General features: G+C 69.7%; 20 protein-coding genes. 13 read left to right on the forward strand and 7 right to left on the reverse strand.

The annotated features are described in order from the left end of the window. Positions 1–32: 32 nt before the first annotated feature. On the reverse strand, positions 33–824 hold the full coding sequence (locus QQY66_RS27685; protein WP_301982992.1) for a Clp protease N-terminal domain-containing protein: 792 nt from the start codon (positions 822–824) through the stop codon (positions 33–35). A gap of 94 nt (positions 825–918) precedes the next feature. Here QQY66_RS27685 and QQY66_RS27690 point away from each other — a divergent pair, with 94 nt between their 5' ends. After that, positions 919–2,019 carry a DUF2786 domain-containing protein gene (locus tag QQY66_RS27690; RefSeq protein ID WP_301982993.1) on the forward strand — a complete coding sequence of 367 codons (1,101 nt, stop codon included), beginning with the start codon at positions 919–921 and terminating at the stop codon, positions 2,017–2,019. A gap of 13 nt (positions 2,020–2,032) precedes the next feature. Here the strand turns inward: QQY66_RS27690 and QQY66_RS27695 are convergent, their stop codons facing one another. From QQY66_RS27695 to rpmB, 4 genes are all read right to left on the reverse strand, one after another. Then, a complete protein-coding gene (locus QQY66_RS27695) occupies positions 2,033–2,557 on the reverse strand; it encodes a DUF4232 domain-containing protein (RefSeq protein WP_301982994.1) in 525 nt (174 codons plus the stop codon). A gap of 122 nt (positions 2,558–2,679) precedes the next feature. Next, positions 2,680–3,174, reverse strand: coding sequence for a hypothetical protein (locus QQY66_RS27700; RefSeq protein WP_301982995.1), 495 nt, complete (start codon positions 3,172–3,174; stop codon positions 2,680–2,682). Between the two features lie 65 nt (positions 3,175–3,239). Beyond that, positions 3,240–3,545 carry a 30S ribosomal protein S14 gene (gene rpsN, locus QQY66_RS27705; protein ID WP_301982996.1) on the reverse strand — a complete coding sequence of 102 codons (306 nt, stop codon included), beginning with the start codon at positions 3,543–3,545 and terminating at the stop codon, positions 3,240–3,242. Then, on the reverse strand, positions 3,545–3,781 hold the full coding sequence (gene rpmB / locus QQY66_RS27710) for a 50S ribosomal protein L28 (protein WP_210577944.1): 237 nt from the start codon (positions 3,779–3,781) through the stop codon (positions 3,545–3,547). Before rpmB ends, rpsN begins: the two co-directional genes overlap by 1 nt. A gap of 62 nt (positions 3,782–3,843) precedes the next feature. Between rpmB and rpmG the strand changes: the two genes are divergently transcribed. The 5 genes from rpmG (at position 3,844) to QQY66_RS27735 (ending at position 6,444) form a co-directional block, all read left to right on the forward strand. Beyond that, on the forward strand, positions 3,844–4,008 hold the full coding sequence (gene rpmG, locus QQY66_RS27715; protein ID WP_003999141.1) for a 50S ribosomal protein L33: 165 nt from the start codon (positions 3,844–3,846) through the stop codon (positions 4,006–4,008). Between the two features lie 9 nt (positions 4,009–4,017). Further along, positions 4,018–4,266, forward strand: coding sequence for a type B 50S ribosomal protein L31 (locus tag QQY66_RS27720; protein ID WP_301982997.1), 249 nt, complete (start codon positions 4,018–4,020; stop codon positions 4,264–4,266). Continuing rightward, on the forward strand, positions 4,266–5,477 hold the full coding sequence (locus tag QQY66_RS27725; protein WP_301982998.1) for a GTP-binding protein: 1,212 nt from the start codon (positions 4,266–4,268) through the stop codon (positions 5,475–5,477). The genes QQY66_RS27720 and QQY66_RS27725 overlap by 1 nt, the downstream gene beginning before the upstream one ends. A 4-nt stretch (positions 5,478–5,481) precedes the next feature. Then, positions 5,482–5,715: a 30S ribosomal protein S18 gene (gene rpsR / locus QQY66_RS27730; RefSeq protein ID WP_301982999.1), complete on the forward strand. Its 234-nt coding sequence runs from the start codon at positions 5,482–5,484 to the stop codon at positions 5,713–5,715. Between the two features lie 459 nt (positions 5,716–6,174). Further along, positions 6,175–6,444, forward strand: coding sequence for a DUF397 domain-containing protein (locus QQY66_RS27735; protein ID WP_301983000.1), 270 nt, complete (start codon positions 6,175–6,177; stop codon positions 6,442–6,444). Between the two features lie 115 nt (positions 6,445–6,559). Here the strand turns inward: QQY66_RS27735 and QQY66_RS27740 are convergent, their stop codons facing one another. Beyond that, on the reverse strand, positions 6,560–7,042 hold the full coding sequence (locus tag QQY66_RS27740; protein WP_301983001.1) for an ATP-binding protein: 483 nt from the start codon (positions 7,040–7,042) through the stop codon (positions 6,560–6,562). 358 nt (positions 7,043–7,400) lie between these two features. Between QQY66_RS27740 and QQY66_RS27745 the strand changes: the two genes are divergently transcribed. From QQY66_RS27745 to QQY66_RS27775, 7 genes are all read left to right on the forward strand, one after another. Beyond that, positions 7,401–8,225 carry a helix-turn-helix transcriptional regulator gene (locus QQY66_RS27745; protein WP_301987512.1) on the forward strand — a complete coding sequence of 275 codons (825 nt, stop codon included), beginning with the start codon at positions 7,401–7,403 and terminating at the stop codon, positions 8,223–8,225. A 90-nt stretch (positions 8,226–8,315) separates the two neighbouring features. Next, complete coding sequence (locus QQY66_RS27750) at positions 8,316–9,776, forward strand: aldehyde dehydrogenase family protein (RefSeq protein WP_301983002.1); 1,461 nt, start codon at positions 8,316–8,318, stop codon at positions 9,774–9,776. A gap of 52 nt (positions 9,777–9,828) precedes the next feature. Beyond that, positions 9,829–10,092, forward strand: coding sequence for a type II toxin-antitoxin system prevent-host-death family antitoxin (locus QQY66_RS27755; protein WP_224737349.1), 264 nt, complete (start codon positions 9,829–9,831; stop codon positions 10,090–10,092). Beyond that, entirely contained in the window at positions 10,089–10,340 is a 252-nt protein-coding gene (locus tag QQY66_RS27760) for a type II toxin-antitoxin system RelE/ParE family toxin (RefSeq protein WP_301983003.1), read from the forward strand. Before QQY66_RS27755 ends, QQY66_RS27760 begins: the two co-directional genes overlap by 4 nt. Positions 10,341–10,379: 39 nt before the next feature. Further along, positions 10,380–11,021 (forward strand): PadR family transcriptional regulator, encoded by a 642-nt coding sequence (locus QQY66_RS27765; RefSeq protein ID WP_301983004.1) that lies wholly within the window; start codon positions 10,380–10,382, stop codon positions 11,019–11,021. Between the two features lie 72 nt (positions 11,022–11,093). After that, positions 11,094–12,044, forward strand: a complete 951-nt coding sequence (locus tag QQY66_RS27770) for an ATP-binding cassette domain-containing protein (protein ID WP_301983005.1) — start codon at positions 11,094–11,096, stop codon at positions 12,042–12,044. Beyond that, complete coding sequence (locus QQY66_RS27775; protein WP_301983006.1) at positions 12,041–12,802, forward strand: ABC transporter permease; 762 nt, start codon at positions 12,041–12,043, stop codon at positions 12,800–12,802. The genes QQY66_RS27770 and QQY66_RS27775 overlap by 4 nt, the downstream gene beginning before the upstream one ends. Positions 12,803–12,921: 119 nt before the next feature. Here QQY66_RS27775 and QQY66_RS27780 read toward each other — a convergent pair whose 3' ends face one another. Further along, positions 12,922–14,316, reverse strand: coding sequence for a glutamate decarboxylase (locus tag QQY66_RS27780; RefSeq protein WP_301983007.1), 1,395 nt, complete (start codon positions 14,314–14,316; stop codon positions 12,922–12,924). Positions 14,317–14,319: the final 3 nt, after the last annotated feature.

Genomic DNA, 14,319 nt, shown 5'->3' on the forward strand with positions numbered 1-14,319 from the left:
TGCGAGTGTGGCACCCGGGTCTGACAACGGCCTCAGCCTTGCGTTTCGCCCTTCCCAGGAGCCTTTCCGGGGGCCTCCCCGGCAGCCTCCTCGGTGGTCTCCTCGCCGCTCTTCAGGAACTGGGAGAGCAGCCCGACGATGTACTCCTCCATCGCCTGCTTGGTGAGCCCGAGGCCGGACAGAATGCCCGTGCCGTTCTCGAATTCCAGCAGGGCCAGCAGGATGTGCTCGGTGCCGATGTAGTTGTGGCCGAGGCGCAGGGCCTCGCGGAAGGTGAGCTCCAGGACCTTCTTGGCGTCGGAGCCGTAGGGGACCAGGTCGGGGACCTTGTCGGCGGCGGGCGGCAGCGCGGCGGTGGCGGCCTGGCGTACGGAGTCCAGGGGGACGCCGTGCGCCGTGATCGCCTTCGCGGCCAGACCGTCCGGGTCGGCCAGCAGACCGAGCACCAGGTGCGCGGGGCGGCCCTCGGGGTTGCGGGCCGCGATGGCCTCGTTGTGGGCGGCCATCACCGCGTTGCGGGCACGCGGCGTGTAGCGGTCGAAGCCCGTTTGCGGGTCGAGGTCGGCCGACTCCTTCGGCACGAAGCGCTTCTGCGCAGCCTGCCGGGTGACGCCCATGCTCTTGCCGATGTCGGTCCAGGAGGCGCCCGATCGCCGGGCCTGATCCACGAAGTGGCCGATCAGATGGTCGGCCACCTCCCCGAGGTGATCGCCGGCGATCACCGCGTCCTGGAGCTGGTCGAGGGGCTCGTCGTGGACCTTCTTGATGGCCGCGATGAGTTCGTCGAGACGTACGGATGACGTGATGGTCGGGTTCGTCGACATGTGTCAACCGTAGGTTGCACTCTCCGCTGGTGTCAACCCTTGGTTGACAGTGGTTGGCGCCCACGCGCGCGTGCCCCCATGGCACGATCGCCGGGTGAGCAGCAGCACCGTCGAACGCGCCTTCCAGGCCGCCCTGTACGGCGACACCGACACCGCCCTCGACACCGGCGCGTCCCTCCTCGCCGCCGACCCGAGCGCGGACGCCGAACTCGCCCGCCGTGGCCAGGAGTTCGTGGCGACGGCCTGGCGACGCGGCTGGCAGCCCGCCGACGTCGTACGGATCGTGCGGCGCGAGCTGGACGACGTACACGTACGCCTCGTATCGGCCCTCATCCGCGCGCAGGTGTCGTACGACCGACCGCGCGGCCCCCGCTGGACCGCACAGCTCGACGAACTGACCGCCAAGGCCCCGCCCTCCACCGACCGCTTCTCGCACGCGACAGCCGTCCTGGAGCTGTACCGGCTGCTGCTGCGCCTGCCCGCGCTGGAACCCCTGGACGAGCCGTCCAGCAGGCACCCCAGGTCCGATTCCCGCATGCTCACCCGCATCCGTGCCCTGCTGGCGAAGGCGGAGGCGACCGGCTTCCCGGAGGAGGCGGAGGCGCTCAGTGCCAAGGCGCAGGAGCTGATGGCGCGGCACAGCATCGACGAGGCGCTGCTTGCGGGCCAGGCGCCCACCGCGGACGTGCCCGGCGCCTGCCGGATCGGGGTCGAGCCACCGTACGAGCAGGCCAAGGCGGTGCTGCTGGACGCGGTCGCCACCGCCAACCACTGCCGGGCCGTGTGGAACGAACCCCTCGGCTTCTCCACCGTCGTCGGCTTCGAACCCGACCTGGAGGCCGTCGAACTCCTCTACACCTCACTGCTGGTGCAGGCGCAGACCGCGATGACGCAGGCGGAGGCCGCCCAGCGCGCGGGCGGACGCAGGCGGACCAAGACCTTCCGGCAGTCCTTCCTCGCGGCCTACGCCCACCGGGTCGGCACCCGCCTCGCAGCCGCCGCCGAGACCCAGGTGACCGGCGACCTGCTCCCGGTCCTCGCCTCCCGTGAACTCGCCGTCACCGGCCGCCTGGACCGCATGTTCCCGGAGACGACCACGACCCGGCTGCGCGGGGTCACGGACGCGGCGGGCTGGACGGAAGGGGCTCAGGCGGCGGACCGGGCGCAGGTCGGCCGTCGTAAGCCGCTGCGCTGAGCCTCCTGCCTCCTCAGTCGCCGGACTGCGTGAACCCGCTCACCGTGGCGTCCGGCTCGTCCCCGCTCTTCAGGGCGACCGCACCGTACGTCCACGGGAACTCCTGCGTGTCGGCGTCGTCGCCGGGCAGCGAGACCTTCATCGTCTTCGCGGCGACGCTCGACTTGCCGCCCTCCGCACCGCGTACGTACGTGATGGTGAACGACGTGGTCGAGCCCTTGGCGAGCGTCAGCTTCTGCGACGGGGCCGCCTTGTCCACGGGGACGGCGGCGGAGGAGTCCCCGGCGTGGAGGCCGACGCCGGGGAAGCCGTCCAGGGTGCATTGGGCGCTGCTGTTCGTGACGGTGACGGAGACATTGCCCGTGTCCCCGGCGGCGGGCGCGGCGTTGGCCGGTCCGATCTCCAGACTGACCTCACCGAGCGTGCAGGCGGTGCTCTTTTCCTTGCCGGTTTCCTTGGCGGAGTCGCCGCCACTGTCACAGGCAGTCAGCAGCAGGGCCGCGGCAAGGGCGGTGACGGCGAGAGGTGTGGCGCGCATGTGCTTCCTCGGGGCGTGGGCGGTCGCGTGCATGGATCATCACGCATGAGGAAGTGGCGCGGTTGCCCGCCCCCACCCAAGGGCCCCGAGGGGCCCGTCAAGCGCTCCGGGCGCCCCGAAGATCAGCCGAGACTCGCCGTGGGCAGCCCGGAAGGCAGCTGCCCGCCCTCCGCCTTGGTGTACGTCTCCGTGCCGAGCCCGTCCTCCCACGTCACCTTGAGCGTCTTCCCGTCGACGGAGTCGACCATCCCCGTCGCCCGGTCCTTGCTGCCGTCGGTGCACTTGAGGTGGATCATCCGCATGCCGGACTCCTCGCCCGCGGTCCCGCTGCACACGGTTCCGCCGGTCGCGAAGAGCCCGGCCTCCGTGCCGGTGATGACCAGCGCGACGGCCTTGCCGTCGGTCGTGGCGAGCCAACTGCCCGCCAGGTCGCCGGACGCGGACGCCGACCCGCCGGTGCCGCCGCCCGTGTCCGCCGTCTCGGCCGAGGAGGCGGAGGCGCTGGGGCTGGGGCTGGGCGCGGAATCGTCTTCCGAGCCGCCGCCACCGCAGGCGGTCAGCACCAGCGCGCCCACCACGCCGGCGACCGCGAGTCGCACGTTCGTCACCGAAGTCACTGCTGGCTCCCAAGCTCTGGCCGGAGGTCCGCAGCAAGCTACCAGTACTTACCGGTAGGGGACTTTTACCAGGAGGACTTCCGGACCCCCGGCAGGTACCCCGCGTGCGCCTGTCCACGCAGGTTCACCCGGGACAGCCCGAAGGTACGGAGGTAGCCGCGGGGCCGCCCGTCGACGCTGTCGCGGTTGCGTACGCGCGTGCTGCTGGCGTCGCGCGGCTGCCTGCGCAACTCCTGCTGGGCGGCGAGGCGTTCGGCCTCCGTCGAGGACGGCCGGCGGATGATCTCCTTCAGCTCGGCCCGGCGCTCGGCGTACCGCGCGACGATCTCCTGCCGCTTCTCGTTCTTCGCGATCTTGCTCTTCTTCGCCATCAGACCTTCACTCCCCGGGCACGGATCCGGGCCACGGCGGCCTCGATGCCGATCGTGTCGATGGTCTTGATGCCCTTCGTGCTCAGCTTCAGCCGGACGTAACGGCCCTCACTGGGCAGCCAGTAGCGCTTGGACTGGATGTTCGGGTCGAAGCGGCGGGAGGTCCGCCGGTGCGAGTGGGAGATCGTGTTGCCGAAGCCCGGCTGGGCTCCGGTCAGCATGCAGTGGGCGGACAAGGGTGACGCACCTCTCTCGACGGTGTTGTGTAAATGGAATTCATTTTCAGTAAGATACCAGCATGGCACGCAACGAACTCCGACCGGTCATCAAGCTCCGGTCCACGGCGGGGACCGGCTACACGTACGTGACCCGCAAGAACCGCCGCAACGACCCGGACCGTATGACCCTGCGCAAGTACGACCCGGTCGTCGGCCGTCACGTCGACTTCCGAGAGGAGCGCTGAACCACCCCCATGCGCAAGGAAATCCACCCCGAGTACGGCCCCGTCGTCTTCCGTGACCGTGCCGCGGACTACGCCTTCCTCACCCGCTCCACGATGACCAGCGAGAAGACCATCGAGTGGGAGGACGGCAACACCTACCCGGTCGTCGACGTCGAGATCTCGAACGTCAGCCACCCCTTCTACACCGGCACCGCCCGCGTCCTGGACACCGCAGGCCGCGTCGAGCGCTTCGAGCGCCGGTACGGAAAGCAGGGCTGATGCTCTCCGTCGTCATCGTCGGCGGGCTGCACGCCGACGCCCGCAAGGCGACCGTGGAGCGGTTGCTCACCGACGTGCCCGGCAGCGTCGTACTCCATCACGACCTGGCGACGGCCGTCGCCGGCACGGTCGTACGGACCGTGCGTGACGCCACCGGCATCCTGTCCGCCGGTGAGGCCCCACTGGTCAACGACTGTGCGTGCTGCGCGCTGCGGGAAGACCTGGTGCCCGAGCTGCTGCGCCTGCGCGACGCCGGAACGGTCCGGCTCGCGGTCGTCGAGCTGTGGGACTCCGTCGAGCCCAAGGCCATGGCCGAGGTGGTCACCGGCGGCGGGCTCACCGTCACCGGCGTGATCACCGCGGTCGACCCGGCACTCGTGCTGCCGTACCTCGGCAACGGCGACGACCTGGCGGAGCGCGGCCTCGCCGCCGCGGCCACCGACCAGCGCACGGTCGCCGACACCTTCGCGCGACAGCTGGAGTACGCCCCCGTCCTCGCCCTCGTCGACTCCCCGGAGGCCGACGACGAGGACCGTGAGCTGCTCGCCCAGCTGCACCCGACGGCCCGCCAGGTCCCGATCGGCCACGGTGACCTGGCGGGCGCTCATGGCGATCTCGCGCCGGACGCGGCCGACGACGGCCTGACGGTGCCCGCCCCGCGCCGCCGCCCCCTGACGCCCCTCGCGCAGGCGGCCCTGGCCGGCTTCGACGTCGAGTCGGCCGCCGCCGCCCAGCACCCCGCGTGCGCGCTGCTGCCCGCCGACGCGGACGCGCACGGCGTCTCCACGCTGGTCTGGCACCGACGCAGGCCCTTCCACCCGGAGCGGCTGTATGCGGCGCTGGAGGACCTGACCTGCGCGGCGGCCCGCAGCCGGGGCCGGTTCTGGCTCGCCGACAAGCCGGACACGCTGCTGCACTGGGACGCCGCGGGCGGCGCGCTGTGCGTGGAGAGCGCGGGCCCCTGGCTCGCCGCGCTGCCGGACGCGGCCTGGGAGATGGTGCCGCCGGTACGCCGCGCCGCCGCCGCGCTGGACTGGCATCCGGAGCACGGCGACTGCTGCCAGCACCTGGTCTTCACGTCCCCCGGCCTCGACCGCGACGGACTTCAGGAGCTGCTGGAGTCCTGCCTGCTCACCGACGCCGAGTACGCCGCCGGGCGCGACGCCTGGAAGCGGCTGCCGCCCGCCTTCGACACCCTCCTGGAGGTCTGACCCCATGGCCCGCAAGCCCGAACGCAAGCCCGCCAAGCACCGCCCCAACCCGCTGGACCAGGCCAAGGTCGAGTACATCGACTACAAGGACACCGACCTGCTGCGGAAGTTCATCTCCGACCGCGGAAAGATCCGCAGCCGCCGCGTCACCCGCGTCTCCGCCCAGCAGCAGCGCCTGCTGGCCCGCGCGATCAAGAACGCACGCGAGATGGCACTGCTCCCGTACGCGAGCCGCTGAGGCTCCGCGCTCCCTCAAGACACCGCCGGCTCTGGAGACACCCGGCGTCGACGCGGGGCCTGCCCTCCCCAGCAGGCCCCAGCCTCGGCCCTGAGCCCCCGGCGGTGCGGTGCAGGACCCCGAATCTGCTCGTGCAGCGGCACCGTCCCCCGGGCGATGGAACAGGAATCGCGCGGCGCGCGTCTGTTCCTAGGACACGAGGAACTCGATCCGGTCGATCCGGCGCGGCTGATGGCGCGGAAGAGCATGGACGGGGGATGGCGGTCGCATGTCATGCGGTCCCCGGGGCAGACGCTGGAGAAGCTTCGGTAAAGGGGTCGCCAAAGCTGTAACCGCAGGACCACCCCGCGTGCACGTGCATCTGCCCATGCATCTGCACAGGAACACGGTTATGATCCGGGTCAAGTTGACCACTGCATCAATGGCCTCACCAGCCAGTGCACCACCGGGGAGCGACCTGTGGACCACGACGTGTACGACGTTGACGACGCGTCCGGCGTGTACAACGGCATGGCCGCCACCCAACTGCACGGGGTGGCCTGGCAGAAGAGCAGGCACAGCAACTCGCAGGGCTCCTGCGTGGAGTTCGCGCGGCTGCCCGGCGGCGAGGTCGCCGTGCGCAACTCGCGCTTCCCGGACGGTCCCGCGCTCGTCTACACGCGTGCGGAGATCGAGGCGATGCTCCTGGGCATCAAGGACGGCGAGTTCGATCACTTGACAGCGGGTTGAGACCCGGTCCGGCAGCGGACCGGGAACCGGCCGACCAGGCGACAACTCAGGGTGATCGCCCTCTGGCATTGCGTAACGCGCGTAGAACCGCGGCCCCAGAGAGGGCCGCGGTCGATCACTCGGCCGAGCTGGGCGCCGACAGCAGGAACAGCGCCCAGACGACCTTGCCGCCCATGGTGCCGGCCAGCGGATGCCAGCCCCAGCTGTCGCTGAACGAGTCCACCAGGAACAGGCCGCGACCGGATTCCGCCGAGAAGTCGTCCGAATCGCGCGCGACCGGGCTGTCGTCACTGGGATCGCGCACCGCGCACACCAGCCGCTCCGTCCAGCGCATCAGGTGCAGGCGCACGGGCGGTATCTGCTCCGTGATACAAGCGGGCGCAGGCAGCGCATGACGCAGGGAGTTGGTGACCAGTTCGGAGACGACCAGGCACACGTCGTCGAAGCGGTCGCCCAGTTCCCACTGGTCGAGCGTTCTGCGGGTGAACCGCCGCGCCTCGCGCACCGCTTCGTAGCGGGCAGGCAGGGCACAGGAGGCGGCGCTGGACACGGCCGCGGGATCCAGCGGCGGAAGGCCCTGCCGTAACGGCTCGAGCATGGTCGATCCATTCGTCCCCATGCGAGGCACTCCCGGGAATCGCGGTCGTTGCGATGCAGATGCAGCGGTGGCGCGGGACCATGGTTTCGGATGCGCCAACCAGATGCAAGGGCAGATGCACGTGCACGCGACCGAATTGGACCCTCCCGTACCGCTTCTTGGTCATTTTTTCTGCCCACTTCCCTCCTGTTGGTGGCCCCTCCTCCCTTGAACCCGGGTGGAATCTTTGGCTTCTTTCCATCTCTGTAATCGGACGAGTACTGCTCGGAGTGTTTTAGTGGCAGACTTCGGGCCCTGAAGACGGTTGGGGAGGCTGGCGAACGTGAGCGCGGGAGAGCCCGGATCGGTGGTGCGGCGGATGCTGCTCGGCTCGCAACTCAGGCGACTGCGTGAGACACGTGGCATCACGCGCGAGGCCGCGGGGTACTCCATCCGTGCCTCCGAGTCGAAGATCAGCCGGATGGAGCTGGGCCGGGTGAGCTTCAAGACGCGGGACGTCGAGGATCTGCTGACGCTGTACGGCATCACGGACGAGTCGGAGCGCACCTCGCTGCTCTCACTCGCCAGGGAGGCCAACGTGGCGGGCTGGTGGCACAGTTACTCGGACGTCCTGCCGAGCTGGTTCCCCACATATGTGGGCCTGGAGGGCGCGTGCTCCCTCATCCGCGCCTACGAGGTGCAGTTCGTGCACGGGCTGCTGCAGACCGAGGCATACGCCCACGCGGTCGTCCGGCGCGGTATGAAGGGCGCGAGCGAGGCGGACGTGGAGCGGCGGGTGGCGTTGCGCCTGGAGCGGCAGAAGTACCTCGTCGACGAGAGCGGCCCCGAGTTCCACATCGTCCTCGACGAGGCCGCCCTGCGCCGTCCGTACGGCGACCGCGAGGTGATGCGCGGTCAGCTCCAGCACCTCATCGAGATCTCCGAGCGGCCCAACGTACGACTGCAGATCATGCCGTTCAGCTTCGGCGGCCACTCCGGCGAGTCCGGCGCGTTCACGATCCTTTCCTTCCCGGAGTCCGACCTGTCGGACGTGGTCTACCTGGAGCAGCTCACCAGCGCGCTGTACCTCGACAAGCACGAGGACGTGACCCAGTACGAGAAGGCGCTGAAGGAACTTCAGCAGGACAGCCCGGGGCCCGACGAGAGCCGCGATCTTCTCCGGGGTCTCCTTCAACTCTCTTGAAACACAAGTACGATGACTTGTGATCAGACCGTGAAGTCGATCGACGGTGATGGCAGTCGATCGGTGTCTGCTAGGGATTGAGGGATCACATTGTCGTCCTACTTCACCGACCTGGCTCAGCAGTACATCGACGGTGAGTGGCGCCCGGGCACAGGCTCCTGGGACATCATCGACTTCAACCCGTACAACGGCGAGAAGCTGGCGTCGATCACCATAGCCACGGTCGACGAGGTCGACGAGGCGTACCAGGCGGCGGCCCGCGCCCAGAAGCAATGGGCCGCGACCAATCCGTACGCGCGCCGTGCGGTCTTCGAGAAGGCCCTTCGCGTGATCGAGGAGCGCGAGCAGGAGATCACCGAGGTGATCATCGCCGAGCTCGGCGGCACCCGTCTGAAGGCCGGCTTCGAACTCCACCTCGCCAAGGAGTTCCTGCGCGAGGCGATCCACCTGGCGTTGCGCCCCGAGGGCAAGATCATCCCGTCTGCGGTGGACGGCAAGGAGAACCGCGTCTACCGCGTGCCGGTGGGCGTCGTGGGCGTCATCAGCCCCTTCAACTTCCCGTTCCTCCTCTCGATCAAGTCGGTCGCCCCGGCCCTCGCGCTCGGCAACGGTGTGGTCCTCAAGCCCCACCAGAACACCCCGATCTGCGGCGGCTCCCTGGTCGCGAAGATCCTCGAGGACGCGGGCCTGCCGGCCGGTCTGCTCAACGTCGTCATCACGGACATCGCGGAGATCGGCGACGCCTTCCTCGAGCACCCGATCCCGAAGGTCATCTCCTTCACCGGCTCCGACAAGGTCGGCCGCCACGTCGGCACCGTCTGCGCCTCGCACTTCAAGCGCTCGGTCCTCGAACTGGGCGGCAACAGCGCGCTGGTGGTGCTCGACGACGCCGACATCGACTACGCGGTCGACGCGGCGGTCTTCAGCCGGTTCGTCCATCAGGGCCAGGTCTGCATGGCCGCGAACCGTGTGCTGGTGGACCGCTCGGTCGCCGACGAGTTCACCGAGAAGTTCGTCGCCAAGGTCAGGACCCTCAAGGCCGGCGACCCGAGCGACCCGCAGACCGTCATCGGCCCGGTCATCAACTCCTCGCAGGCGGACGCCCTTTCGGCCACCGTCGAGCAGGCGATCGCCGAGGGCGCGACGGCCCTGGTGCACGGCACGACCACGGACAACCTGGTCGAGCCGTCCGTCCTGACAGGCCTCCCGGCCGACTCGCCCCTCCTCAGGCAGGAGATCTTCGGCCCGGTCGTCTTCCTCGCCCCCTTCGACGGCGAGGCCGAGGCCGTACGCCTCGTCAACGACACGCCGTACGGCCTCAGCGGCGCCGTGCACACCGGCAACATCGAGCGCGGCGTGAACTTCGCCAAGCAGATCGACACCGGCATGTTCCACGTGAACGACGGCACTGTCCACGACGAGCCGATCGTCCCCTTCGGCGGCGAGAAGAACTCAGGGCTCGGCCGCCTCAACGGCGAGACCATGCTGGACTCGTTCACCACCATGAAGTGGATCTCGGTACAGCACGGGCGGAGCGGGTTCCCGTTCTAGGGCGCGGGTTCCGGGGGCATGGCAGACATGCATCTAGGTGTACAGTAGATGCATGTCTGCCACCTATCCCATTGCGGAAGCGCGGGGCAAACTCGGCGAGCTCGCTCGCCGGGCCGCGCAGCACGAGCACATCACCCTGACTGACCGCGGTGTCCCGGCTGCAGTGCTGATCTCACCGGCCGAGCTGGAAGACCTGGAGGACGCGCTCGCGCTGGCCCGCCTGGAGCGGGACAGGGCCCTGGGGCGCGCCGAGGCCCCCATTCCGCATGATGAGGCGCGGCGCGCACTGCTCGAAGCGGCGGGGAGGAGTGAGTGACCTGGCAGGTTGTCTGGGAGCCCGCGGCCCTCAACGCGGCCGCGGGGCACCTCAAGGACGACCCGCACAGTGTCGACGCGCTTCTGCAAGCCACCGACCGGCTCGCCGAGAACGAGCGGCCAGAGGGGTCGCGTGCCTGGGGTGCGCAGCACCGCCGCCTGCATCACGGCCCCTGGCGCGTCCTGTACCGCGTCGAGCCGGACACGCACACACTCCACATCGAGCACGTCGGCCGCACGGCCATATAGGTTGCCCCCGCCGAAAGGTGAGGTCATAACCTGGACCGCATGTCAGCGATCCGTCTCCTCGTGCTCGGTGCGGTCCGTCAGCACGGGCGGGCCCATGGGTACCAGGTGCGCAACGACCTGGAGTACTGGGGCGCGCACGAGTGGTCCAACGCCAAGCCCGGCTCGATCTACCACGCCCTGAAGCAGATGGCGAAACAGGGACTGCTGCACGCGCACGAGATCGCGCCGTCCACAGCCGGCGGGCCGCCGAGGACCGAGTACGAGATCACCGAGAAGGGCACCGAGGAGTTCCTCCGGCTGGTGCGCGAGGCGCTGACCTCGTACGACCAGAAGATGGACGTCAAGTCGGCCGCCATCGGCTTCATGGTGGACCTGCCGAGGGCCGAGGCGGTGGCCCTCCTCAAGGAGCGGATCCGGCGGATCGAGGAGTGGCGCGGGGCCGTAACCGAGCACTACGTCCCCGAGGACGGCCCTGAACAGTTCGGCCACATCGGCGAGATCATGAACCTCTGGATCCACACCGCCGACGCCGAGGCCGCCTGGGCGCTGGGGCTCATCGAGCGGATCGAGGGCGGGGCGTACACGTTCGCGGGGGAGGGCGAGCCGTTCGTCGGTGTCCTCGCCGAGGGTCAGGAGAACCCGTACGCGACGAAGCAGCCGCATCCCGAGGACCACCATTAATCAAGTTTGACTAACCGAGTTCGGGGTACTACCTTCGGCTGGTAGTCAAGATTGACTAGCGAGGGAGTCCCAGTGGCCGACACGGCGATCACCGTCGAAGGCGCACACAAGAAGTACGGCGACAAGAAGGCACTGGACGGGCTCGACCTGGTGGTCGGGCGCGGCACGGTGCACGGAGTGCTCGGCCCGAACGGCGCCGGCAAGACGACCCTGGTCCGCATCCTGTCCACCTTGCTGCGACCCGACGGCGGCCGTGTCGAGGTGGCGGGACACGACGTGCTGACCGAGGCCCAGGCGGTCCGCTTCCGCATCGGCCTGCTCGGCCAGCACGCGGCGCTCGACGAGGAACTCGGCGGCCACCAGAACCTGGAGATGTTCGGCCGCCTGTACCACCTCGGCGCCCGCCACGCGCGCGTGCGGGCCGGCGAGCTCCTGGAGCGCTTCGGCCTCGCGGACACCGGACGCAAGGCGGTCAAGCAGTACAGCGGCGGCATGCGGCGCCGGCTGGACCTGGCCGCCTCCCTGATCACCGAGCCGGAGGTGCTCTTCCTGGACGAACCCACGACCGGCCTCGACCCGCGCGGCCGCGCCGAGGTGTGGGCCGCGGTCCGCTCGCTGGTCGGCGGCGGTACGACGGTCCTGCTCACCACCCAGTACCTGGAGGAGGCCGATCAACTGGCCGACCGTATCTCGGTCGTCGACTCCGGCCGGGTCGTCGCCGACGGCACGGCGGACGAGCTGAAGCGGCTGATCGGCGGCGACCGCATCGACGTCGTCCTGCGCGAGGCGGGACAGCTGGGAGCCGCCGTGGCCCTGCTGCCCGTACCGAAGGACGACATCTCCGTCGACCCCGACCGCCGACTGCTCAGCGCCCCGGTCACCGACCGGATGGCGGCGCTCTCCGGGGTCGTACGGGCCCTGGAGTCGGCCGGGATCGAGGCCGAGGACGTCGCGCTGCGGCGCCCGACGCTGGACGAGGTGTTCCTGCATCTGACGGCGGACCGAGCCAAGGAGGCCGTATGACCACATATGCACTGACCGACTCCTGGACCATGACCCGCCGTGAACTCGCCCACTGGGCGCGGCAACCGGTCCAGATGATCGTCGGGCTCGTCTTCCCCGTGATGCTGCTGGTGATGTTCGGCTACCTCGTCGGTGGCGGCCGGGGCGTGAGCGGCGACTACATCGACTACCTGATGCCCGGCATGCTCGCGCTCACCATGGCCTTCGGCCTGGAGGGCACGATGCTCGCCGTCACCCAGGACCTCAACAAGGGGGTCATCGACCGCTTCCGTTCGATGCCGATGGCCAACGGGGCGGTCCTGGTGGGCCGTTCGACCGCCGACATGCTGCAGTCGGCGGTCGGCCTGGCGGTGATGATCGGCGTCGGCCACGCGCTCGGCTGGCGGGCGAACGGCTCGATGGGAGGCTTCCTGGGCGCGGTCGGCCTGTTGCTGCTGTTCCGGTTCGCGATGCTGTGGATCGGCATCCACCTGGCGATGGTGGCGGGGAAACCGGAGATGCTGATGGCCGTCCAGATCCTGGTCTGGCCGGTCGGCTTCCTCTCCAACGCCTTCGCCACCCCCGCCTCCATGCCCGACTGGCTGGGCACGGTCGTCGAGTGGAACCCGATGTCCCAGACCGCGACCGCGGTACGGGAGCTGTTCGGCAGCCCGGGCGGCGAACCGGGCCACGTCTGGGCGGCGGTCGTATGGCCGCTGGTCCTGCTCGCGGTGTTCTTCCCGCTGGCGGTACGGCGGTTCGGGCGGCTCAGTCGCTGAGCGGGACTGGTGAGGGCCGGTGGCGCACAGCGCCCCGTAAGGGGCGCGGGGCTGTGTCGATATGCGGCTCCGCCGCGTGGGCGCGACCAGCCCTCACCGGCCCGCAGCAGGCGAACCGCTCAGTGATGGAAGCCAGTGGCCATCTCCCTGTCCCGCGTCAGCGGATGCGGCTGCCGGCGCAGCTCCGGCAGCAGGCGGCCCAGGTCCTCGGCGAACAGCTCGGCGAGATCGACCGAGAAGCCGTTGCGGCAGACGACCCGCAGCACGGACAGGTCCTCGCGGTTGGGCGGGAAGGTGTACGCCGGGACCAGCCAGCCCCGCTCGCGCAGCCGCCGGGAGACGTCGAAGACGTCGTACGACGTCACGTCCGGGCCGGTCGTGAAGGCGAAGACGGGCAGCTGGTCGCCCTTGGTCAGCAGCCGGAAGTCACCGAGCGCCGCGACGCGTTCGGCGAGAGCCCGGGCCACGTCCCGGGTGGACTGCTGCACCGCCCGGTAGCCCTCGCGGCCCAGCCTCAGGAACGTGTAGTACTGCGCGACCACTTGGGCGCCGGGGCGGGAGAAGTTGAGTGCGAAGGTGGGCATGTCGCCGCCCAAGTAGTTGACCCGGAAGACGAGTTCCTCGGGCAGTTCGGCGGGGGAGCGCCACAGGGCCCAGCCGACACCCGGGTAGACGAGCCCGTACTTGTGGCCGGAGGTGTTGATCGACGCCACGCGCGGGAGGCGGAAGTCCCACTCCAGGTCCTCGTCGAGGAAGGGCGCGACCATCGCGCCGGACGCGCCGTCGACATGCACCGGGATGTCGAGGCCGGTGCGCGCCTGAAGGTCGTCCAGGACCGCGCACAGGTCCGCGATCGGCTCGTACGAGCCGTCGAAGGTGGAGCCGAGGACGCCGACGACCCCGATGGTGTTCTCGTCGCACAGTTCGGCGGCGGCCTGTGGATCGAGGTGGAAGCGGTTGCCGTCCATGGGGACTTGGCGGGCTTCCACCTCCCAGAAGGTGCAGAACTTGTCCCAGCAGACCTGGACGTTGACGCCCATCACGAGATTCGGCCGGCCACCCTGATTCCGTTTGCTCCAGCGCCGCTTCAGCGCCATCCCCGCGAGCATGCACGCCTCGCTCGAACCGGTCGTGGAACAGCCCACGGCCGCGGCCGGGTCGGGCGCGTTCCACAGGTCGGCGAGCATCGCCACACAGCGCCGCTCCAACTCGGCGGTGCGCGGGTACTCGTCCTTGTCGATCATGTTCTTGTCCCGGCACTCCGCCATCAGGATCCCCGCCTGCGGCTCCATCCAGGTGGTGACGAAGGTGGCGAGGTTGAGCCGCGCGTTGCCGTCCAGCATCAACTCGTCGTGGACGAGTTGGTACGCCGTCGTGGGCGCCATGGGGTTGTCCGGGAGCCGGTGTTTGGGCGGCGCCTGGGTCATGCCGGCGACCGGGTTGGCCTCGCCGTAGAAGGGGTTGACGGAGAGGGGGCGCTCGTCGGGTTCGGCTGGGCCTTTGTGGAGGGGCATGGG

This window comes from Streptomyces sp. DG2A-72 (assembly GCF_030499575.1).
Taxonomy (GTDB): Bacteria; Actinomycetota; Actinomycetes; order Streptomycetales; family Streptomycetaceae; genus Streptomyces.